Raw genomic sequence first — 23,763 nt, forward strand, 5'->3', positions numbered from 1 at the left:
AGCTTCAGAAGCGCCGCCGCATGAGAACCACGGCGCCAACGACGCAGGCGCTGAACAACGCGCCCTCGAGGGCGGCGGTCGTCAGCTGGCTGATCGGGCCGAATCCGGTCTCTCCGAACCAGCGACCGATCGGCGCCAGACTGAGGCGCGAGGCCGGAAAGCCGGCGGACAGCCGGTCGAGACTGCCGGCCATCAGCCGACCGCCGAGCAGGGCGATGACCACGCCGGCGGCGGTCCCGGCCGCGGCGCCAGCGGCCAGGCCGCGCCGCAGCCGCAAGGGTCGGGCGTCCCGGGTCACCGCCCATACCGCGAAGCCGACGGCGGCGCCCAGCACCGCCCCCTCCCCTGCGCCGGTGATGCCGCCGGGGGAATGGCCGAACAGCAGGTTGAAGGCGTCGGCGCCCAGCACATTGACCGCGGCGCCGACGGTCAGGCCGCCGGCGCTGCCGCCGAGGGTGGTCCACAGGGGGTGACGCCGCGCCAGGGCGTCCGCCGCCGCGACGCCGAAGCCGACGCCCGCGCCGCCCAACAGGCCGATGAGGGCCGTGAGGGCGATCATTACCATGATCACCGAGGCTGATCCCATGCCGGCCTGGGGCGAGGGCGCGAGGCTGAAGGCGCCGTAGAGGATTCCGCCGAGCGCGCCGGCGAACCCGCCGCCCGCCACGGCCGCCGCGCCGGTGAAGAAGAAGCGCCGCTGGACCCGCGGCGACTCTCGATCCGCGGCCGGCGCCTTGGACGTTTGTCCGTCCGCTGTCTCGACGGCGGCGATGAAGCGGTAGCCGTACCGGGGCACGGTCTCGATGAAGCGCGGCCGCGCGGCGTCGTCACCGAGGCAGCGTCGCAGGGTGCGGACGCACTGGGTCAGGGCTTCGTCCGTGACGGGCACGCCGCGCCAGACCTCGGCCATGAAGCGGTCCTTGGACACCAGCCGGCCATGCTCGCCGACCAGCAGGATCAGGGCGTCCAGATAGCGGGCGTTGAGATCGACCGGAGCCCCGTCGCGCGACAGGCGGCGGTCGAGGGGATCAAGCCGGAATCCTTCGAAGCGAAAACCGCCGGGCTCCATTTTTCAGCAGATCCTCACGAGTTGCTCATGCTGCTCACCCGGCGCGCAGGGCACGCATGCAGCCTCACTCATGGAGCAAGGCAAGGCAATGGCGACGATCATGGAAGACAGGGACGCGCGGACCGGACGGTGGTTGCGGATGCTGGTCTGGGGCGGTGCGCTCCTCGCCTGGCTGGTTCCGTTGACGGCGAAGCTGTTTGTACCGGGCATGTTGTGGACGCCGTTCGACTTCATCGTCTGGGGCGTGATGCTGCTGGTCGCGGCCGGACTGTGCGAGATCGGGCTGCGGCTGTCGGGCCAACTGGCCTATCGCGCGGCGATGGTGGTTGCGGTCGGGACCAGCTTCCTGATGGCCTGGTCCAACCTCGCGGTCGGCATCATCGGCGACGAGGACAATCCGTTGAACCAGATGTTCTTCGGGGTCATCGCCATCGCCGTCACGGGATCGTTTCTGGTCCGCTTCCGGTCCAGGGGCATGGCCATCGTCATGGCTGTGACCGCCGCTGCCCAGTCGAGCACGGCCTTCATCGCCCTCGCCCATGAGCAGTTCGTCTTCGTCATCGTGGGCATCTTCGCCCTCGGCTGGTTGCTGTCAGCCTGGCTGTTCCGGGAGGCGGCGAGGGCCGAGGCTCCGAAGCCTGAACTCAGAGGTTGAGCAGCGCCGGGTCGCCGCCCTGGGCGGAGATGTTGTTCGAGATGGCCTTTTCGGAGGCGTAGCGAATGAGGCTGTACGGGCCGCCGGCCTTGGGGCCGGTGCCCGACAGGCCCTCGCCGCCGAAGGGCTGGACGCCGACCACGGCGCCGATGATCGAGCGGTTGATGTAGACATTGCCGGCGGGGACCAGGCGGGTGACCTCCTCGGCGAAGGCCTCGATACGGCTGTGGACGCCGAGGGTCAGGCCGTAGCCGCGTTGGGCCAGTTTCGACGCCGTCTGCTTCAGCTCGGACGGGTGATAGCGGCAGACGTGCAGGATGGGGCCGAAGACCTCGCGCTCCAGATAGTCGGGCGTAGGAATCTCGGCGATGGTCGGGGCGAACAGCCAACCCTTGTCGGCGCCGGCCGGCAGGTCGGCGCGGGCGACGATCTTCGCGTCGGTGCCGAGCCGCTTCAGGTGGGCGTCGAGCGCAGCCCTGGCGTCGGCGTCGATGACCGGGCCGATGTCCGTGGCGGGATCGGAGGGGTCGCCCACGACCTGGGCGGCCAGGGCGCCCTTGAGGCCCTCGATCAGGGCGTCGGCGGCGTCATGCGGGACATAGAGCAGGCGCAGGGCCGAGCAGCGCTGGCCCGACGAGCCGAAGGCCGACAGGATGACGTCGTCGATGACCTGTTCCTTCAGCGCCGTGGTGTCGACGAACATGCCGTTGAGGCCGCCGGTCTCGGCGATGAAGGGGATGATGGCGCCCGGGCGGGCGGCGAGGGCCTTGTTGATCGCGGTCGCCGTGTCGGTGCCGCCGGTGAAGGCGACGCCGTCGATTCCCGGGTGGCTGACCAAGGCCGCGCCGACGGTCTCGCCGCGTCCGGGGACGAGGGCCAGCAGGTTCGGGTCCAGACCGGCCTTGTAGTAGAGGCGCACGGCCTCGGCGGCGATCAGGGGGGTCTGTTCAGCGGGCTTGGCCAAAACGGCGTTGCCGGCGGCGAGGGCGGCGACGATCTGGCCGGTGAAGATGGCCAGGGGGAAGTTCCACGGGCTGATGCAGGCGAAGACGCCGCGGCCGTGCAGGACCAGCTGGTTGATCTCGCCGACCGGGCCCTTGAGCTCGGTCGGGCCGCCGAAGTCGCGTTCGGCCAGCATGGCGTAGTAGCGGCAGAAGTCGGCGGCCTCGCGGATCTCGGCGACGGCGTCGTTCAGGGTCTTGCCGGCTTCGCGCGACAGCAGGGCGACGAGGCGGTCCATGTCGGCTTCGAGCGCGTCGGCCATGGCGCGCAGGACGGGGGCGCGGCCCGCGCCGCCTTTGCGGTCCCAGGCGACCTGGGCCCTGGCGGCGGCGTCAATGGCGGCGTCGATGTCGGCCGTGCCGGCTTCGGAGACGTGACCGAGGACCTGGGTGGTGTCGAAGGGGTTGGTCACGGGCTGCGGGTTGGTCCCCGCCTTAAGCTTGCCGCCGATGATGGGGCCCGAGGTCAGTTTCTCGGCGTCGACCTTTTCGAGGGCGGCGGCGTGCCGGTCGCGGTCGGCGGCCTGGGAATAGTCGCGGCCGAGCGAGTTCTGGCGGTCCATGTACATGTCCTTGGGGGTCGGGATCTTGGCGTGGCGGTCGGGGTGAGCCTCGACGGCGGAGATGGGGTCGGCGGCGACGGCGGCGGCGGGCACCCGCTCGTCCAGCAGGGCGTGGACGAAGGAGGAGTTGGCTCCGTTCTCGAGCAGGCGGCGGACCAGATAGGGCAGCAGGTCCTCATGCCCGCCGACGGGGGCGTAGGCGCGCACCGTGACGGGGCCGAAGGCGTCGCGGGCGGCGTCATAGAGGGCCTCGCCCATGCCGTGCAGGCGCTGGAATTCGATCTTCACCTTCCGCTCGGACGCCATCCGGTGGACGGCGGCGAGGGAGTGGGCGTTGTGGGTGGCGAACTGGCTATAGAGGTGCGGGGCGGCCTCGATCATCAGCCGGGCGCAGACCAGATAGTTGAGGTCGGTCGCGGCCTTGGTGGTGAAGACCGGATAGTCGACGCGGCCGAAGACCTGGGCGCGCTTGACCTCGGTGTCCCAGTAGGCGCCCTTGACCAGACGCACCATCAGCCGGCGGCCGGAGGTCTTCGCCAGTTCGGCGACGCGCCGGATCACCTCGGGGCCGCGCTTCTGATAGGCCTGCACCGCGAGGCCGAGCCCGGTCCAGCCGCCGAGGTCAGGCTCGCGCGCCAGCCGGTCCAGCAGCTTCAGCGACAGGGCCAACCGGTCGGCCTCCTCGGCGTCCATGGTGAAGTTGATGTCATGCTGCGCCGCGATCCGGGCCAGGCGGACGATGCGGGGATAGAGCTCGTCCCAGACGCGGGCTTCGTGCGTGGCCTCGTAGCGCGGCGACAGGGCCGACAGCTTGACCGAGACGCCGTGGCCGGCCTCGGGGCCCTGCCCCTTGGCGGTCTTGCCGACGGCCTCGATGGCGTCGGCGTAGATCTTCTCATAGTGCTCGGCGTCGTGGGCGGTCCGGGCGCCCTCGCCGAGCATGTCGAAGGAGCAGAGCCAACCTTCCTTGTTCGCCCGCTTGAGGGCGCCCTCGATGGTGCGGCCGACGACGAACTGTTCGCCCATGATGCGGACGGCGGCGGCGACAGCCTCGCGGATGACGGGCTCGCCCAGACGACCGACGATGCGTTTGAGGAAGCCGGGGAGATCGGTCTTCGCCTCCTCGTCGACGTCGACCAGCTTCCCCGTCAGCATCAGCCCCCAGGTCGAGGCGTTGACGAACAGGCTGTCGGACTGGCCGAGATGGGACGACCAGTCGGCCGAGCCGATCTTTTCGGCGATCAGGCGGTCGCGGGTGTCCTCGTCGGGGGTGCGCAGCAGGGCCTCGGCGAGGCACATCAGGGCCAGGCCCTCGCGAGTGCCGAGCGAGAATTCCTGCAGGAAGCTTTCGACCACGCCCTGTTTCTTGACGCTGCGACGCGCGTGTTCGACCAGACCGACGGCGCTGGCGAGGACGGCCGCGCGTTCCGGACCGTCCAGCGGCATGCGCGCCAGCAGGTCCCGCACCGCGGCGGTCTCGTCGGCGAACTTGCCCTGATCCAGCGTGTCCCAGTCCTGGGAGAGGGCGATCGGCGGCGAGACGTGTGCGTTCATGGCGCGCGTCATAAACGCTTCCGCGACGGAACGGGAGGGGGATGCGGCGTCTCGCCAACGCTCGCCCGAGGCGCTAGAGGTTGCGACCGATCAACGGCGGAGCCACCCGGCCCATATGCGCATCGTTCTGGCCACCGACGCCTGGGAGCCCCAGGTCAACGGCGTCGTCCGCACCCTGACCCGCACCGTGGCGGAATGCCGGGGCATGGGCCATGAGGTCGACGTCATCGAACCCAGCCAGTTCAAGACCATCCCCTGCCCCACCTATCCGGAGATCCGGCTGGCGTTGGGGGCCGAGGAAGAGATTCGCGAACGCCTGCGCGCCTTCGAGCCCGAGGCGGTCCACATCGCCACCGAGGGGCCGATCGGCATCGCCACGCGGCGCATCTGCGTGGAGTGGAAGCTGCCGTTCACGACCAGCTATCACACCAAGTTTCCCGAATATGTCTCGGCCCGCTTCCCGATCCCGGTGCAGGTCGGCTACGCCTATATGAAGTGGTTCCACAAGCCGTCGGGCCGGCTGATGGTGGCGACGCCGACGCTGCGCGACGAGCTGGTGTCGCACGGGTTCCGCAACGTTTCGCCCTGGACCCGGGGCGTGGACACCGAACAGTTCAATCCGGACCTGCCGCGCATCTATGACGAGCTGGGCGGTAAGGACTGGCCCCGGCCCTTCTTCCTCAATGTCGGCCGCGTGGCCGTCGAGAAGAACATCGAGGCCTTCCTCGAGACCGACCTGCCGGGGACCAAGATCGTTGTCGGCGACGGCCCGGCCCGGGCCGAGCTGGAAGTGAAATACCCCGAGGCAAAATTCCTTGGCGCCCGCTTTGGCGAGGAGCTGGCGCGCTGTTTCCGCGACGCCGACGTCTTCGTCTTCCCCAGCTGGACCGACACCTTCGGCCTGGTGATCCTGGAGGCCATGGCCACGGGGACCCCGGTCGCGGCCTATCCTGCCCATGGCCCCATAGACATCATTCCGGGTTCGAACGCGGGGGCCATCGACGAGGACCTGCGGACGGCCTGCCTGAAGGCCCTGGAGTGCGACCGCGCCGCCGTAAGGGCCTATGCCGAGAAGTTCAGCTGGCACGCCTCGGCGGAGGAGTTCGTCGAGAACCTGCAGCCCTATCCCGAGCCCGAACGGGGCCGGTTCTGGCGCCGCCTGCGCCGGATCGCCCGGCTGAGGCGCAAGGTCGCCGCCTGAATTCATGAACGGACGATTTAACCGTATCTGAACCCTGCCGGGCGCTCCCTCGACGGGAGGGAGAGTTGAATGACGTCCGACCAGACGCGGCACATCGCCCAGACCATGGCGAACCGCGCGGGACAGTGGAGACTGAGGGTCGGAAGCGGCGCCGCCGCGGCCCTGGTGTTCTTCCCGCTGACGGGAGCGACCTTCGCCCTGGCCTGGATCGTGGCCTACAGTTCGCTGCAGATTTTCGAAGCCCGGTTCCGGCCCGCGGGAGCCCTGGCGAAGCGGCTCGGCGAGGAAGGCTATTCAAAAGCCTGTATCGCCCTGGTGTTCGCGAACAATCTGCTGTTCGGCCTGCTCGGCGCGGTGGAGATGCTGTCCGGATCGGCGCTGGGCCTGATTTGCGGCGTCCTGTTGCTGGGCGGCGCGATCATCACCGCGGTCATGGTCAGTCCGGGCTCGAAACAGCTGATGTTGGCGGCGCTGACGCCGCAGCTGTTCTACGCTGCCCTGGTCCCGGCCGCGGCGCTTCGGCAGGGGCTGTCGCCGGTGGAAGCCGGCCAGATCGTGATGGCCACAGCTCTGCTGATCCTGGCCGGCATGCTGGCCTGGGGGCGTCTGACCCGCACCTTCCAGGCCATGGAGGACGCACAGCTGCAGGCGGAGCAGGCCAACCAGGCCAAGAGCAGCTTCCTGGCGACCATGAGCCACGAAATCCGCACGCCCCTGAACGGCGTTCTCGGCATGGCCCAGATCATGGCGGCCGACGAGTTGTCGGACCGGCAACGCGAACGCCTGGGCATGGTGACCCACTCCGGACAGGCCCTGCTGACGATCCTCAGCGACGTCCTGGACCTCGCCAAGATCGAGGCCGGCAAGGTCGAGCTGGAATTGGTTGTCTTTGACCTGAACGCCCTGGTCGAACGGTCGCAGGCGATCTTCCGCGCCATCGCCGAGAGCAAGGGCCTGGAGTTCACGGCGACCGTCGAGGCGACGGCGGCGGGGAGCTATCGGGGCGACGCGACGCGGCTGCACCAGATCCTGTGCAATCTGCTCTCGAATGCGGTGAAGTTCACCGAGCAGGGCGGGGTCGCGGTGACTGTGGCGCGGGAAGCCGGCGATCTGATGATCCAGGTCAGGGACACCGGCCCGGGGGTGACGCCCGAACAGCTGCCCCGATTGTTCGAGAAATTCGTCCAGGCGGACGCCTCGACCACCCGGCGCTACGGCGGCACGGGCTTGGGTCTGTCGATCTGCGGCGAACTGGCCCGGATCATGGGGGGAACCATCCAGGCCGAGCACGTCCGGCCCCACGGTCTGGCCTTCTGTCTGCGCCTGCCGATCGAGCAGGTCGGAGCCCATGAAATCGCCGCCGAAGCGCCGACGGCGCCGATCGGGCAGGCGCAGGACCGCGAAATTCGCCTGCTGGCGGCCGAGGACCATCCGGTGAACCGTCAGGTCCTGGCCATGCTTCTCAGCCAGGCCGGAATCGCGCCCCATATCGTCGAGAACGGCGCCCTGGCCGTGGAGGCGTGGCGCGACGGCGACTGGGACCTGATCCTGATGGACGTCCAGATGCCCGTCATGGATGGACCCACGGCCGCACGCGCCATCAGGGCCGAGGAGGCGGCGAGGGGCCGCCGCCCCGTGCCCATCATCGCCCTGACCGCCAACGTCATGACGCACCAGATCGAGGAATACCGGCAGGCGGGAATGACGCCGGTCGTCGCCAAGCCGATCGTTCTGGAGGAACTGCTGGGCGCGATCGAAGCGGCCCTCGAGTCCATTGAAGACGACGAAGAGGCGGCCCGGATCAACCGGACCGCCTGACGCCCGTTACTTCGCCGGCGCCGTCATCGGCGTCATGGCGGTGGCGATGGCGCGTTGGGCCGCCAGCTGGTCAGCCGGCAGCGGCACCAGACCGCGGTCCTGCAGATAGCCGCCGCGGCCGGCCGAGGCTTCCGAGAGGAATTCGGCGACGAACTGCTCCAGCCCCGGGGTCACGCCGACGTGCTGTTTCTTGACGTAGATGAACATGGAGCGGGAGATGGGATATTCGCCCGAGGCGATGGTCTCCAGCGTCGGCATGACGCCGTTGACGCTGTGGGCCTTCACCGTGTCGTTGTTCTGCTCGAGGAAGGAATAGCCGAAGGCGCCGGTCGAGCCGGGCGTGCGGGTCAGGGTCTGGACGATGGCGTTGTCGTTCTCGCCGGAATCGACCCAGGCGCCGTCCTCGCGCAGGGTGTGGGCCAGGGTCTCGAACCGGTCTTCGTCGCTCTCGGCCAGGGCGGCCAGCGCCGGGATGGCCTTGGCCGATGGGGCCATGGCCAGCTCCAGCCAGGAGTCGCGCGTGCCCGAGGTGGGCGGCGGGCCGTAGACCAGGATGCGGGTCGCGGGCAGGCCGGGATTGACCTGGCTCCAGGTGGTGTTCGGGTTGGCGATGAAGGTTCCGTTCGGTCCCGGCACCTCCTTGGCCAGGGCGAGATAGAGGTCGTCGCCCGTGAAGCCGTAGTCAGGCGCGTTGCGGGCGGTGGCGATGACCAGGCCGTCGAAACCGATCTTTAGCTCGACGATGTCGGTGACGCCGTTGGTCCGGCACAGCTCGAACTCCGAGGCCTTCATCCGGCGCGAGGCGTTGGCGATGTCCGGGGTGTTGGGGCCGACGCCCTGGCAGAAGGCCTGGATGCCGCCGCCGGTGCCCAGCGATTCGATGCGCGGCGCGGCGCCGCCCGAGCTGCGGGCGAAATTCTCGGCCACCCGGGTCGAGAAGGGGAAGACGGTGGAGGAACCAGCGGCCCAGATGCCGGCTCGGGCGGTCTGGTTGCCGGCGGATTGATCGTTTCCACAGGCCCCGAGGGCGAGCAGGGCGATCGCCGAGGCGGCGGCAAGGAGGTTGCGGGTCATCGTCAGTCTCCGGACAAAGCGATATCGAGCCGCTTGGAGCACAGGTTTGTGACGGTCGGACCGATGCTATTGTGACGATTCGGCGACGGGAGAGGCGCGCGTCGGAGAGGCCGGTCCGGTCGCGCCGCGGGCGGGGATGCGCCAATCGTCGATGACATAGCCCTCTTCCGCCAGACAGGCCGTCATGGCGGCCTGGATCTCGCGTTCCTTGTTGGCGCGCTGGATGTGGGACACGCCGATGATCGCCAGGGGCGCGAACACCACCAGGCCGATGGCCAGGCCGGCTCCGGCCGCGCTCGCGGCCAGCATGCCGCCGCCGGATGCAGCCGAGGCGCCCGTGGCCAGGGCCGCCGCACCGCCGATCGCCATGCCGCCCGCCGCCGATCCGCCGCGGCCCGAGCGGAAGCTCTCCCGCCGCCCCGCCGCGACCTCCGCGCCGCAGACGTTGAACGCCGTCTCGAAGGCTGCCTGATCCGTCGGGGGCTGCGACATCACGGGCGCGAAGCCCCTGGGGTGGGAGGCGCATCCCGCAAGGCTCGCGGCCGCAATCAGGCCGACAGCGCGTGTGAAGAACTTCATGGCCCCCTCCCCGGTGGATGGCGGGAGCCTACCGCGTCCAACAGGGGAGTCGAACCCCCGTTATATGTGAATGGCGTGCCCCAGGGCCCGCAGGGAGGCTTCGTGGAAGGCCTCGCCCATGGTCGGATGGACGTGGATGGTCCCGGCCACATCCTCCAGCACCGCGCCCATCTCCAGCATCTGGGCGAAGCTGTTGGACAGTTCGGAGACATGCTGGCCGACGGCCTGGAGGCCCAGCAGCCGGTGATCGGTCTTCGACGCCAGCACGCGCACGAAGCCGCCGTCGTCGCCGGCCTCAAGCGCAAGCGCCCGGCCGATGGCCATCAGGGGGAAGACGGCCGTGATCACGTCGTCGCGGCCCTCGACGTCCTGCGGGCCGAGGCCGGCGGAGACGATCTCCGGCTCGGTGAAGCAGACGGCGGCGATGGTCACGGGGTCGAAGCGCTTGTCATGGCCGGCGATGATCTCGGCGACGATCTCGCCCTGGGCCGAGCCCTTGTGGGCCAGCATGGGTTCGCCGGTCAGGTCGCCGACGGCCCAGACGTTGCGCATGCTGGTGGCGCAGCGGTCATCGATTTTGACGAACGGCCCGGCCATGGCCACGCCCATGTTCTCGAGGCCCCAACCCTTGGTGCGGGGTCGGCGGCCGACGGTGACGAGGACCTTGTCGGCCTTGAGCTTGAGGGCGGCGCCGTCCTTTGTCGTGATGTTGAGCTGGCCCTTTTCGAACGACCCGGCTTTCGCCCCGAGGTGCAGCTCGACGCCGTGCTTCTCCAGCCATTTCTGGACGGGATCGGTCAGGGCCTTGTCGTAGAGCGGCAGCAGGCGGTCGGCCATTTCGACGATGGCGACCTCGGCCCCCAGCTTGCGGAAGGCGATGCCGAGCTCCAGCCCGATATAGCCGCCGCCGACGACGACCAGCTTGGCCGGCACCTTGTCCAGCGACAGGGCCTCGGTCGAGGAGATGACGTCGCCGCCGAAGGGCAGGAAGGGCAGTTCGACCGGCTCCGAGCCGGTGGCGAGGATGACGTGTTCGGCGCTGATGACGATGTCGCCGTCGGCGGTTTTCACGGTGCAGGTCTTGGCGTCGGAGAAGGTCGCCCAGCCGTTGATGACCTTGACCTTCGCCTTCTTCAGCAGGCCCGCGACGCCGGCGTTCAGCTTCTTGACGATGCCGTCCTTCCACGCCGTGGTCTGGGCCAGGTCGATGGCCGGTTTGCTGGCCGTGATGCCGAGCGTGCCGCCGGCGGCGGCCTTGGCCACCGTCTCGAATTTCGAGGCGGCGTGGATGATGGCCTTGGAGGGGATACAGCCGACGTTCAGGCAGGTCCCGCCGAGCCCGTCGCCGCCATCGACGAGGACTGTGTCGAGACCCAGCTGGCCGCAGCGGATGCCGGCGACATAGCCGCCGGTGCCGGCGCCGATGATGAGGACTTTGGTGGTGAGGGTCTGGGTCATGGACGTCTCGATAGGGGTTGGCCCGCTCTAGCTGCCCGCCAGTCGCGCAAGAAGATGTCGGCGTCCGCGCCACCAGCCCTTACGAGAAGGAGCTGGCTGTTGTCGGCGAGGCCTTCGGGGTTTGCCATTACAATAAGCTTCAACCCATCACGGGGCCGCTCATCCACAGCCTCCTCATCCATGAGGAAAAACCAGTTCGTGCAGGCACCCGCCTCGAAGGACAGGCGGTACGGGTCGGGCGCTACCGACCCCCAGATTGTGGCCGTGGGCCGAACCGTGAAATCGACCTTGTCCAGGTAGCGACCGTGTACGACGACGTCCTCGATCCGAGCCTCGTAGACGCTGGTCACTGCGAGCAGATCCCGCGTTCGCTCGGCCACCTGATCTATTCCAGGAGCTGGACTACATGCCAGCGCGGACGAGATTGGCGCCGCCAGAACGGTCAGCACGGTGAGAGCGATGGCGACCCGCCTCATGCCTCACCCCATCCACAGCGTCGCGGGGTGCTCCAGCAGGCCCTTGATGCGCTGCACGAACACCGCCGCGTCATGGCCGTCGACGATGCGGTGATCGAAGCTGGAGGACAGGTTCATCATCTTGCGCACGACCATCTGGCCGTCCTTGACCACCACCCGCTCGGCGATCTTGTTGGGGCCGACGATGGCGACCTCGGGGTGGTTGATAATCGGGGTGTGGATGACCCCGCCCAGCGTCCCCAGCGAGGTGATGGTGATGGTCGAGCCGGTCAGCTCGTCGCGCTTGGCCGAGCCGTCCTTGGCCGCGCCCGAGACGCGGGCGATCTCCAGCGCCGTATCCCAAGGATCGAGGGACTCGGCGTGGCGGACCACCGGCACCATCAGGCCGTTCGGCGTCTGGGCGGCGATGCCGATGTGGACGGCGGCGTGGGTGGTGAGGACGCCGGCCTCGTCGTCGTAGTGACTGTTGATGGTCGGCTGGTCGCGCAGGGCCACGACCATGGCGCGGGCGATGAAGGGCAGGACGTTGAGCTTGGGCTGGTCCTTGGCCTTCCGCGAGTTGAGGTGGGCGCGGAGCTCCTCGAGGGCGGTGACGTCGATCTCCTCCACATAGGTAATGTGGGGGATGCGGCGGACGCTCTCGGCCATCTTCTCCGCGATCTTGCGGCGGACGCCGATGATGCGGGTGACGGTGGTTCCTTCGTGGCGCTCGTAGGCGGAGACGGTCGATGATCCGGGCGCGGATGATCCGCGGCCGCCGCTGGAGACGTAAGCGTCGAGGTCGCCGTGCTCGATGCGGCCGGCGGGGCCGGAGCCGGGGACGAACTGGAGCTCGATCCCGAGGTCGCGGGCGCGGTTACGGACGGCGGGGGAGGCCAGCGGGCGCTGGCCGGCGGCGCGGGTCGTAAAGGCTTCCGCCACGGCCTTCGCCGGGGCCTTGGCGGTCGCAGGCGCGGCGGCCTTGGTGGCGGGAGCGGGTGCGGCCTCGGCCTTCGGCGCAGGAGCGACGGCGGGAGCGGGAGCCACCGCCTGATTGCCTTTGCCCTCGACTTGGAAGCTGACCAGCGGGCCGCCGACCGCGAGCTGCTGGCCCGGCTCGCCATGAAGGGCGACGACGGTCCCGGCGACGGGCGAGGTAAGTTCGACGGTGGCCTTGTCGGTCATGACCTCGGCGAGAAGCTGGTCCTCGGCGACCGTATCGCCGACCTTGACGTGCCAGCCGACGAGTTCCGCCTCGGCGGTGCCTTCGCCGACGTCGGGGAGTTTGAAGACGAAATTGCCGCCGGACGGAGCGGGGACGGCGACAGGGGCGGCTTCGGCCTTGGGCGTTTCAGCCTTCGGAGCCGGGGCCGGTTCAGCCTTCGCGGGCGCCGGAGCGGCCTCCGCGGACGCATTCCCCGCCCCCTCGACCTCGAACTCCACCAGCGGCGAGCCGACGGCCAGTTGCTGGCCGGGTTCGCCATGGGCGGCCAGCACCTTGCCGGCGACGGGGCTGGTCAGCTCTACCGTCGCCTTGTCGGTCATGATGTCGGCGATGATCTGGTCCTCGGCGACGTGGTCGCCGACCTTGACGTGCCAGGCGACCAGTTCGGCCTCGGCCGTGCCCTCGCCCACGTCGGGCAGTTTGAAGACGTAGCGACCCATCTCAGCGCCCTCCGGTCATGACGGCCTTCAGGGCCAGGGCGACCCGCTCGGGTCCCGGGAAATATTCCCATTCGAAGGCATGCGGATAGGGGGTGTCCCAGCCGGTCACCCGGGCGATCGGCGCCTCGAGATGATAGAAGCAGCGTTCCTGGACCAGGGCGCTGAGTTCCGCTCCGAACCCGGAGGTTTTCGGGGCCTCGTGGACGATGACGCAGCGGCCGGTCTTCTTCACCGAGGCCTCGATGGTCTCAATGTCGAGCGGCACGAGGGTGCGCAGGTCGATGACCTCGGCGTCGACCCCGGCGTGTTCAGCGGCCGCCAGCGAAACCCAGACCATGGTGCCGTAGCAGAGGATGGTGACGTCGGCGCCTTCGCGCATGATGCGGGCCTTGCCGATCGGCTCGACGTATTTGCCGGTCGGGACCTGGGCCAGCGCCTGCGCCTTCCACGGGCTGACGGGCTTCTGGTGCCAGCCGTCGAAGGGGCCGTTGTAGAGGCGTTTGGGCTCGAAGAAGATGACCGGGTCGTCGTCCTCGATGGCCGCGGTCAGCAGGCCCTTGGCGTCATACGGATTGGACGGGATGACGACCTTCAGGCCGGCGATATGGGTGAACAGGCTCTCGGGCGACTGGCTGTGGGTCTGGCCGCCGAAGATGCCGCCCCCGTAGGGCGAACGCACCGTGATCGGGCTGGTGAACTGGCCGGCCGAGCGATAGCGCAGCTTGGCGGCTTCCGAGACGATCTGGTCGTAGGCGGGGTAGATGTAGTCGGCGAACTGGATCTCGACGACCGGTCGCAGGCCATAGGCGCCCATGCCGATGGCGGCGGCGACGATGCCGCATTCGCTGATCGGGGCGTCGAAGCTGCGGGTCAGGCCGTGCTTCTGCTGCAGCTGGTCGGTGACGCGGAAGACGCCGCCGAAATAGCCGGCGTCCTCGCCGAAGCTGAGGACGTTCGGATCCTCGGCCATCTTGACGTGCAGGGCCGAGTTCAGCGCCTGGATCATGTTCATCGGCATGACGCCGTTGGCCGGCGCCTCCGACTTCGGCGCATGGTTCTGGTCGACCATGTCGGGCTCGATCCCGTCGGTGCGGTCGACTTCGGTGAAGGTGGTTTGCTCAGCCATGATCAGACCCCCACCTCGCGGCGCTGTTCGGTGATCCGCCAGTCCTCGGTGGCGTAGACCTCTTCGAACATGGTCTTCACCGAGGGGCGCGACTGGCCCAGCGTGCCGATGGCCTCGGACTCCTTGCCGGCGGCGCGGACCTGGTCGACGGCCTCAGCCTCGGCGGCGGTCTGTTGCGCGTCGGACCATTCGCCCAAAGCGATCAGGTGCTGTTTCAGGCGCATGACCGGGTCGCCCAGCGGCCATTTCTCGTGCTCGTCGGCGGGGCGGTAGCGGCTGGGATCGTCCGAGGTCGAGTGCGGGGCGCCGCGGTAGGTGAACAGCTCGATCACCGTCGCGCCCTGGTTCGAGCGGGCGCGCTCCTCGGCCCACTGGGTCGCGGCCCAGACGGCGAGGAAGTCGTTACCGTCGACCCGCAGGGCCGGCAGGCCGTAGCCGATGGCCTTGGAGGCGAAGGTGGTCTCCAGTCCGCCGGCGATGCCCTGGAAGGAGCTGATGGCCCACTGGTTGTTGACGATGTTGAGGATCACCGGGGCGCGGTAAACGCTGGCGAAGGTCAGGGCGTTGTGGAAGTCGCCTTCGGCCGTGGCGCCGTCGCCGATCCAGGTGATGGCGATCTTGTCGTCGCCCTTGTAGGCGCTGGCCATGGCCCAGCCGACGGCCTGGGGCACCTGGGTGCCGAGATTGCCGCTGATGGTGAAGAAGCCGTAGTCCCGGGCCGAATACATGATCGGCAGCTGGCGGCCCTTGATCGGGTCCGAGGCGTTGGAATAGATCTGGTTCATCATGGTCGCGAGCGGATAGCCGCGCGCGATCAGCAGGCCCTGCTGGCGATAGGTGGGGAAGCCCATGTCCTCGCGGGACAGGATCATGCCCTGGGCGACGGCGATGGCCTCTTCGCCCGTGCATTTCATGTAGAAGCTGGTCTTGCCCTGACGGTGGGCGCGATGCATCCGGTCGTCGAAGGCGCGGGTCAGGATCATGGCCTTGAGGCCGCGCCGGAGGGTGTCGGCGTCCAGCTTCGGATTCCACGGGCCGACCGCCTGGCCGTCGTCATCCAGCACCCGGATCAGGCGGAAGGCGTGGTCGCGCATGTCGAACGGCGCGGTCGAGACCTCGGGGCGCTCCACGACGCCGGCGGGGTCCAGCTTCAGATGGCTGAAATCCGTTGGGTCTCCGGGCCGGCCCGAAGGCTCGGGCACGCGCAAAGACAAGGCCTGGCTGTTTGGCTTCTTCATTCCGTCCTGCCGTCCGGTTGATCCGACCGCGTTTCCTGACTGCGATTTAGCACGACGTCACAGGCAAGGCTCGCCTGAATTTGACCTTGCACTCCGCCAATCAGAGGTATTTTATTGCGCCATAACAAGAACAGGAGAAACGCCTTGGCTGACGATCTGGATCCCGTCGACGCCCGAATTCTGGACATCCTGCAGCAGGACGCCGGATTATCCGTGGCCGAGGTGGCGGACCGCGTCGGCCTGTCGGCCTCACCGTGCTGGCGCCGGATCAAGAGACTGGAGGATACGGGCTTCATCCGCAAGCGGGTGACCCTGCTGGACGCGACCAAGCTGGGCCTGGATTTCGAGGTCTACGCCATCGTCAAGCTGAGCCTGCCCTCGACCGACAACCTCGACATCTTCGAGGCCGCCGTGGCCCAGTGGCCCGAGGTGGTGCAGTGCGCCACCATCACCGGCCGCGAAGACTATGTGCTGCGCATCATCACCTCGGACATGCACGCCTTCGACCAGTTCCTGCGCCTGAAGCTGCTCAGCCTGGGCATCGTTTCGGATTGCGAGAGCCACATCGTCACCCGCGGCGTGAAGAATGTGACCGCCCTGCCCCTTGGCATCGTGACCCCGCACGTCGGATAGTCAGGTTCGGCGCCCGCGCGCAGGCGGGGTCGGAGGACATGACATGATCGAAATGGTGATCGACGCCCGCCGCAAGGATCTGGGCGGGTTCGAGGTGGGACGCGTCCTGCCGTTCCACGCCCGGCGCATGGTCGGGCCCTTCATCTTCCTGGACCAGATGGGCCCGGCCGAGTTCGCCCCGGGGTCCGAGGCGATCAACGTCCGCCCGCATCCGCACATCGGCCTGTCGACCCTGACCTATCTGTTCGAGGGCGAGATCATGCACCGGGACAACACCGGCGCGACCCAGGCCATCCGCCCCGGCGAGGTCAATTGGATGACGGCCGGCAAGGGCATCGTCCATTCCGAGCGCACCGACCCGCTGAAGAAGGCCACGGGCGGGCCGATGCACGGCATGCAGGCCTGGATCGCCCTGCCGGAAGAGGCGGAGGAGACCGATCCGCGGTTCCACCACCATGCCGAAGAGGACCAGCCCGCCTATGAGAACGGCGGCCTGTTCGCGCGGCTGGTGGCGGGCGAGGCCTATGGCGCCAAGGCCGCTGTGCCGGTGTCGTCGCCGCTGTTCTACGTTCACTGGGAACTGGGCGAGGGCGTGCGCACCGCGCCGCCGCCGGGCCGAAGCGCTATCGGGGGCGCGGGCGGCTATTCCGAACGGGCGCTGTATATCGCCAGGGGCGAGATCGAGGTGGGAGACCGGGTCTTCCACGAAGGCCAGATGGTCGTGCTGGAGCCGACCGCCGAACCGACCATCAAGGCGCTGAAGCCGTCGACCGTCATGGTGCTGGGCGGCGAGCCGGTCGGGCCGCGCATCATCTGGTGGAATTTCGTCCACTCGAAACAGGAGCGGATCGATCAGGCCAAGGCCGACTGGAAAGCAGGGCGCATGGCCCTGCCCGCCGAAGACGACGCCGAGTTCATTCCCCTGCCCGACGTGCCCTCGACGCCCGAACCGGCGCCGGCGACAGTCAAGCCGGAACCGACGCACCCGGTCTGAGGGCTACAGTCCCGAGCGGGCCGCGACCCAGTCGACGACTGTGCGGATGACGGATGGATCGAGCGTGGTTTCGATCTGCCCGTATTCGGCCATCAGGCCGGTGCTCGCGGGCTGAAACAGGTGGTTCAGGCCCGGCAGCACGACCACATCGGCGTCCGGCTTGAGCCGCGAAACCATCGGCGCGTTCTGGTCGGCCGGCACCTGCAGGTCCTTGCCGCCGTAGACGGCCAGCATCGGGACGTGAATCGCCCGGATGGACTCCGCCGGATCGTGAGCGACCATGCCTCGATACCAGTCACTCGACATCACCGCCGCGGTCTGGGCGGCCTCCGGGGGCGTTCGGCCATTCGCCACAAGCAGCGCCTGGATCTCTCGCCGGACGGCTCCGGCGTCGTCCGCGTTGGCGGCGACGGCGGCGACCGCGCGGCGTTGGAGGGCGTTGGTCCGTTCGACCTCTTCGGCGGGCATGCCGGCCGCCACGGCGATGCGCCGCTGCTGCTCCTGGATGATTTCGCCGCCGGAAACCGCCGGTCCTGCGAGCATGACCAGCCAGGCCGCGCGGGCGCCGTCCTGCATCGCCAGGGGCGCGAACGTGCCGCCCTCGCTGTGGCCGATCAGGCCGATCCGCGACGGGTCGATGTACGGCCGGGCGGCCAGCCAGTCGAAGGCGGCCTTCACGTCTGATGCGAAATCGCGCTGGGTCGCGGCGCCGTAGTTTCCGGTCGAGCCGGCGACGCCCCGATCGTCATAGCGCAGCACCGCCACGCCGCGACGGGTCAGGACGTCCGCCCAGATGGCGAAGGCCTTGTGCCCCTCGATGGTCTCATCGCGGTCCTGCGGCCCCGTGCCCGAGATCAGGACGGCGGCGGGGAAGGGTCCCGCCCCCTCGGGCAGGGTCAATGTGCCCGCCAGCCGCACGCCCGGCGCGGCGGCGTTGTCGATGGCCGCCGCCTCGCTGCGGTAGGGGAAGGGCGGCGCGGGCGTCTGGGGACGGGAAGCGAGGGTCGCCGTCGTCGCCGTGCGGGTCAGGACGAGCGGCAGGGTCACGCCGCCCTGTGACAGGACGCCAGTCAGGGTCTGGCCGTCTTCGGACCGCGTTCCCTCGAACTGGCCGCGAATGACGGGAACGACGAAGCGGACGACGCCGCCCTCGATCACCGGGCGGTCGACCGCGATATTCCGGGCGCCCTGGTCGGGGCTGTCCATGACGGCGTTTCCGACCGCATCGACGCGAAAAACGATGCGGATTGATTGGCCGCCGACGCTGATCCGCCCCTCCCACACTCCGCCAAGATCGGCGGGCGCGGAGACCTGAAGGGGCGCCACGGCCATGACGGCGACGGCGAAGGAGGTGAGGATTGTCATATCGGCCCCCGGGTGCGTCCGCCGACTCTAGGCGGCCGGAGCGGGCCCGCCAAGCGGGCGGGTCTTGAATCGCAACGTACGGACCCGATCTAGCGCTGCATGACCGCATTCTCCGTTCTCGACCTTTCGCCCATCGTCGAAGGCGGTGACGCCCGACGCGCCCTGCTGGAGACCACTGCCTTCGCCCGGGCCGCCGACCGGCTGGGGTTCAGGCGCTTCTGGGTGGCCGAGCATCACAACATGCCGGGCATCGCCAGCGCCGCGACCGCCGTGGTGATCGGCCAGATCGCCGGGGCGACCGAGCGTATCCGGGTCGGCTCGGGCGGGGTCATGCTGCCCAACCACGCGCCGCTGGTGATCGCCGAACAGTTCGGCACGCTGGAGGCGCTGTATCCGGGCCGTATCGACCTGGGCCTCGGACGCGCGCCGGGCACGGACGGCGAGACGGCCCGGGCGCTGCGCCGCTATTTCGAGGCCGCCGACCAGTTCCCGCGCGACGTGATGGAGCTTCAGGCCTTCCTCAGCGATCCCGTCGAGGGCCAGCGCGTCACGGCCTGGCCCGGGGCGGGCGCGAAGGTGCCGATCTGGCTGTTGGGCTCCAGCCTGTTCAGCGCCGAACTGGCCGCGCATCTGGGCCTGCCCTTCGCCTTCGCCAGCCATTTCGCGCCCGAACTGCTGATGCAGGCGCTGCAGACCTATCGCGCCGGCTTCCGGCCGTCGACGGCGCTGGACCAGCCCTATGCGATGGCGGCGATCAATGTCTTCGCCGCGGAGGACGACGCGGCGGCGGAGCGGCTGTCAACCTCGATGCAGCAGGCCTTCGCCGCCGTGGTGAGCGGCAAGCCGGGCCGGGTGAAGCCTCCGGTGGACGACATCACCCGCGTGCTGGACGCGCGTCAGATCGCGGCGGTGCAGAGCCGGCTGACCTATGCGGCCATCGGCGGCCGCGAGACGGTGCGCGACAAGCTGGCCACCTTCGTGGCCCGGACCGGCGTGGACGAGGTCATGGTCACGGGCATGGTGTTCGATATCGACGATCGCGTTCGCAGCCTTGAAATCACGGCCGAGGCGGTGGCGGGGCTCTAGGCGACGTCGGGCGTCCGCAGAAACTCCAGCAGCAGCCGGTTCACTTCGGCAGCTCGCTCCTGCTGGATCCAGTGGCCTGCGCCGGGAACCACGACCTGCATCCGCAGGTCCGGCGCCCAGTCCTTCAGCCCCGCTTCGTGCTGGCCCGAGTAGTTCCGCACCGGATCGCGCTCGCCGACCACGAAGGCCGCGGGCACGGTGATGCGGGCGTCCTGCAGATGGGCCGTCAGCGACCAGTTGCGGTCGAGGTTGCGGTACCAGTCGAGCGGCCCCCTGAAGCCGCCCGCCGAGAAGGCGTCGACATACTCCGAAAAATGATCCGTACTCATCCACGGCGGCAGGGTCGCGTCGTCGGAGACGGTCGAGATGAAGCTCTGGCCCTCGGGGATGAAGCCGGTCGACTGGCGGCCGTCCGGGGTGGCGCCATCATAGGCGAAGAACATCTTGCGCAGGGCCGTGGCCGGGTCGGCGTCGAAGATCGCGTGGGCGTCGTCGGCCTGGAAGCGGCTGATGTAGAGGTCGCCAAGCCCGATACGTTTCGAGATCGCCGCCATGGCCGCCGTCGGCGGGCCCCTGGGCCGGCGCGGCTGGAAGGGCACCGACAGGCCGAAGACGGCGCGGAACATGTCGGGTCGGGTCAGGGCGCAGTGCCAGGCCACCGGCGCGCCCCAGTCGTGGCCGACGACGACGCATTGCGTCTCGCCCAGCGCCCGGACCAGATCGACCATGTCGCCGACGAGGTGGAGGATGGAATAGTCCGGAGCGGCGTCAGGCTTGTCGGTTCCGCCGTAGCCGCGCATGTCGGGGGCTACGGCGTGATAGCCGGCATCGGCCAGCGCGGCGACCTGCGCCCGCCAGCTGATCCCGAGTTCGGGAAAGCCGTGGATGAGCAGGACCAAGGGGCCGGTTCCGGCCTCGAGGATTTGCTGGTTCAGACCGTCTGTCTGGATTACGCGCGTCTGCATCCGGCCCTCATCCGTTCATCCCGGCGAAAGCCGGGACCCAGTCCTTTGGGTGATGAACTCTTGCCGATGAGACACGGCCAGATCGTCCGGAAACGCAAGCGCCAGGCTGGGCAGAACCGGGTCCCGGCTTTCGCCGGGATGAGCGGATGAGGCGGATTACAGCGTCACACCCGTCGTGCGCATGATCTCGGCGCGGAGCTCAGGCATGCCGGAGCCTTTCTCGGCCGAGGTGACGATCACGGCGGGATAGGCGGCGCCGCGCTTGGACACGCCCTTCAGCGTCTCGGCCTGGACCTTTTCGGCCTCGCCCTTCTTGAGCTTGTCGGCCTTGGTCAGGATGATCTGGTAGCTGACGGCGGCCAGATCGAGGGCGTCCAGGGCCTCGTCGTCGACCTTCTTGAGGCCGTGGCGGGCGTCGATCAGCAGATAGACCCGCTTCAGCGTGACCCGCCCCCGCAGATAGTCGCGGCCCAGGTCCTGGAATTTCCTCACCGTCGATTTGGACGCCTTGGCCCAGCCGTAGCCGGGCAGGTCGACCAGCCGCAGCTTGCCGTCGAGGTCGAAGAAATTGACCTCGCGCGTGCGGCCCGGCTCGTTCGAGGCCCGGGCCAGCTTGTGCATGCCGACCAGGCCATTGATCAGGCTGGACTTTCCGACGTTGGAACGGCCGGCGAAGGCGATCTCGGGCAGGTCGGGATCGGGCAGTTGCTCGATCTTGGCGCACCCCATGACGAAGGTCGCGGGCCGCGCGAACAGGATGCGCCCCTGCTCCAGTTCCTCGGGGGTGAAGTCGTCCAACCCCTAGGCCTTCCTGAATCGCAGAAGGAAGGTGTCGATCGGGTTCTCGGCCTTCAGGCGGTGCATGATCACATACTGCTGGATGATGGTCAGGATGTTGGACCACGCCCAGTAGATCAGCAGGCCGGCCGGGAAGGTGGCCATGATGAAGGTGAAGATGATCGGCATGAACTGGAAGATGCGGCGCTGCATCGGATCCGGCGCCGGCGGGCTCATCGCCATCTGCAGCCACATGGTCAGGCCGTAGAAGATGGCCAGGATGCTGAGCGCGAATGCGCCGGTCAGGTAGCCGCCGATCAGCGGGGCCGACGAAGGATCCCAGGGGATCAGGCCGTACAGGTTCCACAGGGTCGAGGGATCAGCCGCCGACAGGTCGCGGATCCAGCCGAAGAACGGCGCGTGCCGCATCTCGATGGTCACGAACAACATCTTGTAGACCGCGTAGAAGACCGGAATCTGCAGCAGCAAGGGCAGACAGCCCGCCAGCGGATTGATCTTCTCCCTCTGATACAGCGCCATCAGCTCCTTCTGCTGAGCGGCGGGATCGTCGGGGTGCTTCTTCTTCAGCTCCTCCATCTTGGGCTGGAGGGTCCGCATCTTGGACATGCTCTCGTAGCTCTTGTTGGCCAGCGGGAACATGATCAGGCGGACGGTCAGGGTCAGGCCCAGGATTGCCAGGCCGAAGTTTCCGAAAATGCCGTAGAAGAACTCGATCAGCATGAAGATCGGGCGCGTCAGGAAGAACAGGAAGCCCCAGTCGATCGCGTAGACGAAGCGCGGGAGGTTCAGATCCTTCTCATAGGCGGACAGGATCTCGTTGCGCTTGGCGCCGGCGAACAGGCGCTGGGTCTCGGTGATCTGGCGCCCCGGCGCGACGGTGCGTGACTCGCCCAGCATGGTGGCCGAATGGATGTCGGCGTGCGCGGCGTCGGTGACGCGGAAGGCGGCCTGGATGCGCTCGTTCTGCTGCGGAATCAGGGCGGCCAGCCAGTATTTGTCGGTGATGCCCATCCAGCCGCCGGTGGAGGTGTGCTCCTGCACCGGCTTCTTGGCCCAGGCTTTGTATTTCAGCTGCTGGGTGGTGTATTTTCCGTCCGCGCCGAACGTGCCGATGCCGCCTTCATGCAGGATCTGGGTCTTGCCCAGACTGTCCGGAACGCCTTGCCGCTCGACCCGGCCCCAGGGCGCGATAGTGATCGGCTGGGCGCTGAAGTTGGCGACGGTGTCGGTGATCGTGAACAGATACTGGTCGTCGATGGCAATACGGCGCGTGAAGCGCAGGCCGGCGCCGTTGTCCCAGGTCAGGGTGACCGGCGTGGCCGGCGTCAGGGTCGCGCCTTCGGTCAGCCGCCAGGGCGTCTGCGGGCCGGGCACGCCGCCGGGCACGTTCGGGCCGTTCCAGCCGAACTGGGCCTGGTAGGCGTGACGCATGCCCTCGGGCCGGAACAGTTCGACGGCGGGCGAGCCCTCCTCGATCGTCTCCTGGTATCGGGTCAGGAACAGGTCGTCGATCCGCGCGCCGCGCAGCGACAGCGAGCCGGTGACCGTGCCGGTCTGGATCGGCACCCGGGCCCCGCCCCGTCCCAGGGCGACCGTACGGTCGTCGGTAAAGACGACGGCGCCGGGCGACGGCGCGGCGGTCGGCGCGGCGGTCGTCTGCTCGGCGGCGGCCTGTTGCGCGGCCTTCCGGCGCTCGGCCTGCGGCTGCATGACGAAGTAGCTGTAGGCCATCAGCATGATGGCCGCGATCACGACGAAGATGATCGTGTTTCGGCTGTTGTCTTGAGGAGGCATGGAGATCAGGAATCCTGGCCGGCGGTTGCGGGCGTCGTGGGCGCGGTCTTGGGCGCCGGCCGCGGGGTCGCGAGCCTTGTAAGCGCCGATTTCACATCGTCAAGCAAACGGTCCCAAGGACGGTCCGCCGTGCCCGCGCGGGCGATGAAGACATAGTCGCTGCCGGGGACCGCCAACAGGGGCGCCATGGCCCGGGCGGCTTCCCTGAGGCGGCGCTTGGCGCGGTTGCGGATGACAGCGTTGCCGACCTTGCGCGTAGCGGTGAAGCCCAGCCGCACAAGCGGCTGGTCGTCGCGGCGATCCAGCCGCTGAACCACCACGGCGCCACGGGCCTCTGAAACGCCCTTCGCGGCCGCCAGAAACTGGGGCCGCGAAGTCATGCGTTCGATTTTCAAGAGTTCGGCCATGCGCCCGAGCACAGGCGCCGGACGACTTAGGCCGTCAGGCGCTTGCGGCCCTTGGCGCGACGCCGCGCAACGATCTTCTGGCCGTTCTTGGTGGCCATCCGGGAACGGAAGCCGTGTCGGCGCTTGCGCACGAGTCGCGACGGCTGATAGGTCCGCTTCACGTTCGGCTCCTGGGACTGAATACAGAGGGGCGACGGAAAGACGTCCGTCGCGGGAAGGGCGGGCGTATAAGCGGCAGGGCCTGAACTGTCAACGCCAACAGCCC

General features: G+C 68.6%; 21 protein-coding genes. 6 read left to right on the top strand and 15 right to left on the bottom strand.

Features of this window, described 5'->3' with window-relative positions; all coding sequences use genetic code 11:
* Positions 1-4: 4 nt before the first annotated feature.
* The gene (locus tag PSV23_RS12890; protein WP_300469596.1) at positions 5-1,069 is read right to left on the bottom strand and encodes a transcriptional regulator; all 1,065 of its coding nucleotides are present in this window, start codon (positions 1,067-1,069) and stop codon (positions 5-7) included.
* A gap of 88 nt (positions 1,070-1,157) precedes the next feature.
* Between PSV23_RS12890 and PSV23_RS12895 the strand changes: the two genes are divergently transcribed.
* Complete coding sequence (locus PSV23_RS12895; RefSeq protein WP_300469598.1) at positions 1,158-1,724, top strand: hypothetical protein; 567 nt, start codon at positions 1,158-1,160, stop codon at positions 1,722-1,724.
* Here PSV23_RS12895 and putA read toward each other — a convergent pair.
* On the bottom strand, positions 1,714-4,842 hold the full coding sequence (gene putA / locus PSV23_RS12900) for a bifunctional proline dehydrogenase/L-glutamate gamma-semialdehyde dehydrogenase PutA (RefSeq protein ID WP_300469600.1): 3,129 nt from the start codon (positions 4,840-4,842) through the stop codon (positions 1,714-1,716). The two genes, PSV23_RS12895 and putA, sit on opposite strands and share 11 nt — an antisense overlap.
* Positions 4,843-4,957: 115 nt before the next feature.
* Between putA and PSV23_RS12905 the strand changes: the two genes are divergently transcribed.
* Together PSV23_RS12905 and PSV23_RS12910 are read left to right on the top strand one after the other, a co-directional pair.
* Positions 4,958-6,043: a glycosyltransferase family 1 protein gene (locus tag PSV23_RS12905; protein ID WP_300469603.1), complete on the top strand. Its 1,086-nt coding sequence runs from the start codon at positions 4,958-4,960 to the stop codon at positions 6,041-6,043.
* 69 nt (positions 6,044-6,112) lie between these two features.
* Positions 6,113-7,861 (top strand): ATP-binding protein, encoded by a 1,749-nt coding sequence (locus PSV23_RS12910; RefSeq protein WP_300469605.1) that lies wholly within the window; start codon positions 6,113-6,115, stop codon positions 7,859-7,861.
* Between the two features lie 6 nt (positions 7,862-7,867).
* Here the strand turns inward: PSV23_RS12910 and PSV23_RS12915 are convergent, their stop codons facing one another.
* The 7 genes from PSV23_RS12915 to PSV23_RS12945 form a co-directional block, all read right to left on the bottom strand.
* Complete coding sequence (locus PSV23_RS12915; protein WP_300469608.1) at positions 7,868-8,935, bottom strand: substrate-binding domain-containing protein; 1,068 nt, start codon at positions 8,933-8,935, stop codon at positions 7,868-7,870.
* A 66-nt stretch (positions 8,936-9,001) separates the two neighbouring features.
* Positions 9,002-9,514, bottom strand: a complete 513-nt coding sequence (locus tag PSV23_RS12920) for a hypothetical protein (RefSeq protein WP_300469610.1) — start codon at positions 9,512-9,514, stop codon at positions 9,002-9,004.
* Positions 9,515-9,574: 60 nt separating this feature from the next.
* Positions 9,575-10,972, bottom strand: a complete 1,398-nt coding sequence (gene lpdA / locus PSV23_RS12925) for a dihydrolipoyl dehydrogenase (protein ID WP_300469612.1) — start codon at positions 10,970-10,972, stop codon at positions 9,575-9,577.
* A complete protein-coding gene (locus PSV23_RS12930; RefSeq protein WP_300469614.1) occupies positions 10,969-11,352 on the bottom strand; it encodes a hypothetical protein in 384 nt (127 codons plus the stop codon). Before PSV23_RS12930 ends, lpdA begins: the two co-directional genes overlap by 4 nt.
* 99 nt (positions 11,353-11,451) lie before the next feature.
* Positions 11,452-13,092: a 2-oxo acid dehydrogenase subunit E2 gene (locus PSV23_RS12935; protein ID WP_300469616.1), complete on the bottom strand. Its 1,641-nt coding sequence runs from the start codon at positions 13,090-13,092 to the stop codon at positions 11,452-11,454.
* Position 13,093: 1 nt separating this feature from the next.
* Positions 13,094-14,161 (bottom strand): alpha-ketoacid dehydrogenase subunit beta, encoded by a 1,068-nt coding sequence (locus tag PSV23_RS12940; protein WP_366524249.1) that lies wholly within the window; start codon positions 14,159-14,161, stop codon positions 13,094-13,096.
* Between the two features lie 59 nt (positions 14,162-14,220).
* A complete protein-coding gene (locus PSV23_RS12945) occupies positions 14,221-15,456 on the bottom strand; it encodes a thiamine pyrophosphate-dependent enzyme (RefSeq protein WP_300469619.1) in 1,236 nt (411 codons plus the stop codon).
* Positions 15,457-15,600: 144 nt separating this feature from the next.
* On the opposite strand from PSV23_RS12945, the gene PSV23_RS12950 reads away from it, so the two are divergent.
* Together PSV23_RS12950 and PSV23_RS12955 are read left to right on the top strand one after the other, a co-directional pair.
* A complete protein-coding gene (locus tag PSV23_RS12950; protein ID WP_300469621.1) occupies positions 15,601-16,089 on the top strand; it encodes an Lrp/AsnC family transcriptional regulator in 489 nt (162 codons plus the stop codon).
* Positions 16,090-16,132: 43 nt separating this feature from the next.
* Positions 16,133-17,083, top strand: a complete 951-nt coding sequence (locus tag PSV23_RS12955; protein WP_300469623.1) for a pirin family protein — start codon at positions 16,133-16,135, stop codon at positions 17,081-17,083.
* 3 nt (positions 17,084-17,086) lie between these two features.
* Here the strand turns inward: PSV23_RS12955 and PSV23_RS12960 are convergent, their stop codons facing one another.
* A complete protein-coding gene (locus PSV23_RS12960) occupies positions 17,087-18,448 on the bottom strand; it encodes an alpha/beta hydrolase (protein WP_300469625.1) in 1,362 nt (453 codons plus the stop codon).
* A 99-nt stretch (positions 18,449-18,547) separates the two neighbouring features.
* Here PSV23_RS12960 and PSV23_RS12965 point away from each other — a divergent pair, with 99 nt between their 5' ends.
* Positions 18,548-19,534, top strand: a complete 987-nt coding sequence (locus PSV23_RS12965; protein ID WP_300469627.1) for an LLM class flavin-dependent oxidoreductase — start codon at positions 18,548-18,550, stop codon at positions 19,532-19,534.
* Here PSV23_RS12965 and PSV23_RS12970 read toward each other — a convergent pair.
* The 5 genes from PSV23_RS12970 to rpmH all read right to left on the bottom strand — a co-directional run bounded on the left by PSV23_RS12970 (position 19,531) and on the right by rpmH (position 23,659).
* Positions 19,531-20,499 carry an alpha/beta hydrolase gene (locus PSV23_RS12970; RefSeq protein WP_300469630.1) on the bottom strand — a complete coding sequence of 323 codons (969 nt, stop codon included), beginning with the start codon at positions 20,497-20,499 and terminating at the stop codon, positions 19,531-19,533. The two genes, PSV23_RS12965 and PSV23_RS12970, sit on opposite strands and share 4 nt — an antisense overlap.
* A 156-nt stretch (positions 20,500-20,655) precedes the next feature.
* A complete protein-coding gene (gene yihA, locus PSV23_RS12975; protein WP_300469632.1) occupies positions 20,656-21,297 on the bottom strand; it encodes a ribosome biogenesis GTP-binding protein YihA/YsxC in 642 nt (213 codons plus the stop codon).
* Positions 21,298-21,300: 3 nt separating this feature from the next.
* The gene (gene yidC, locus PSV23_RS12980) at positions 21,301-23,091 is read right to left on the bottom strand and encodes a membrane protein insertase YidC (RefSeq protein ID WP_300469634.1); all 1,791 of its coding nucleotides are present in this window, start codon (positions 23,089-23,091) and stop codon (positions 21,301-21,303) included.
* 5 nt (positions 23,092-23,096) lie between these two features.
* Positions 23,097-23,498, bottom strand: a complete 402-nt coding sequence (gene rnpA / locus PSV23_RS12985) for a ribonuclease P protein component (RefSeq protein ID WP_300469636.1) — start codon at positions 23,496-23,498, stop codon at positions 23,097-23,099.
* A 26-nt stretch (positions 23,499-23,524) separates the two neighbouring features.
* A complete protein-coding gene (gene rpmH / locus PSV23_RS12990) occupies positions 23,525-23,659 on the bottom strand; it encodes a 50S ribosomal protein L34 (RefSeq protein ID WP_003164000.1) in 135 nt (44 codons plus the stop codon).
* Positions 23,660-23,763: the final 104 nt, after the last annotated feature.

Origin of the sequence: Brevundimonas sp. (assembly GCF_029946145.1) — a bacterium.
Lineage (GTDB): Bacteria > Pseudomonadota > Alphaproteobacteria > Caulobacterales > Caulobacteraceae > Brevundimonas.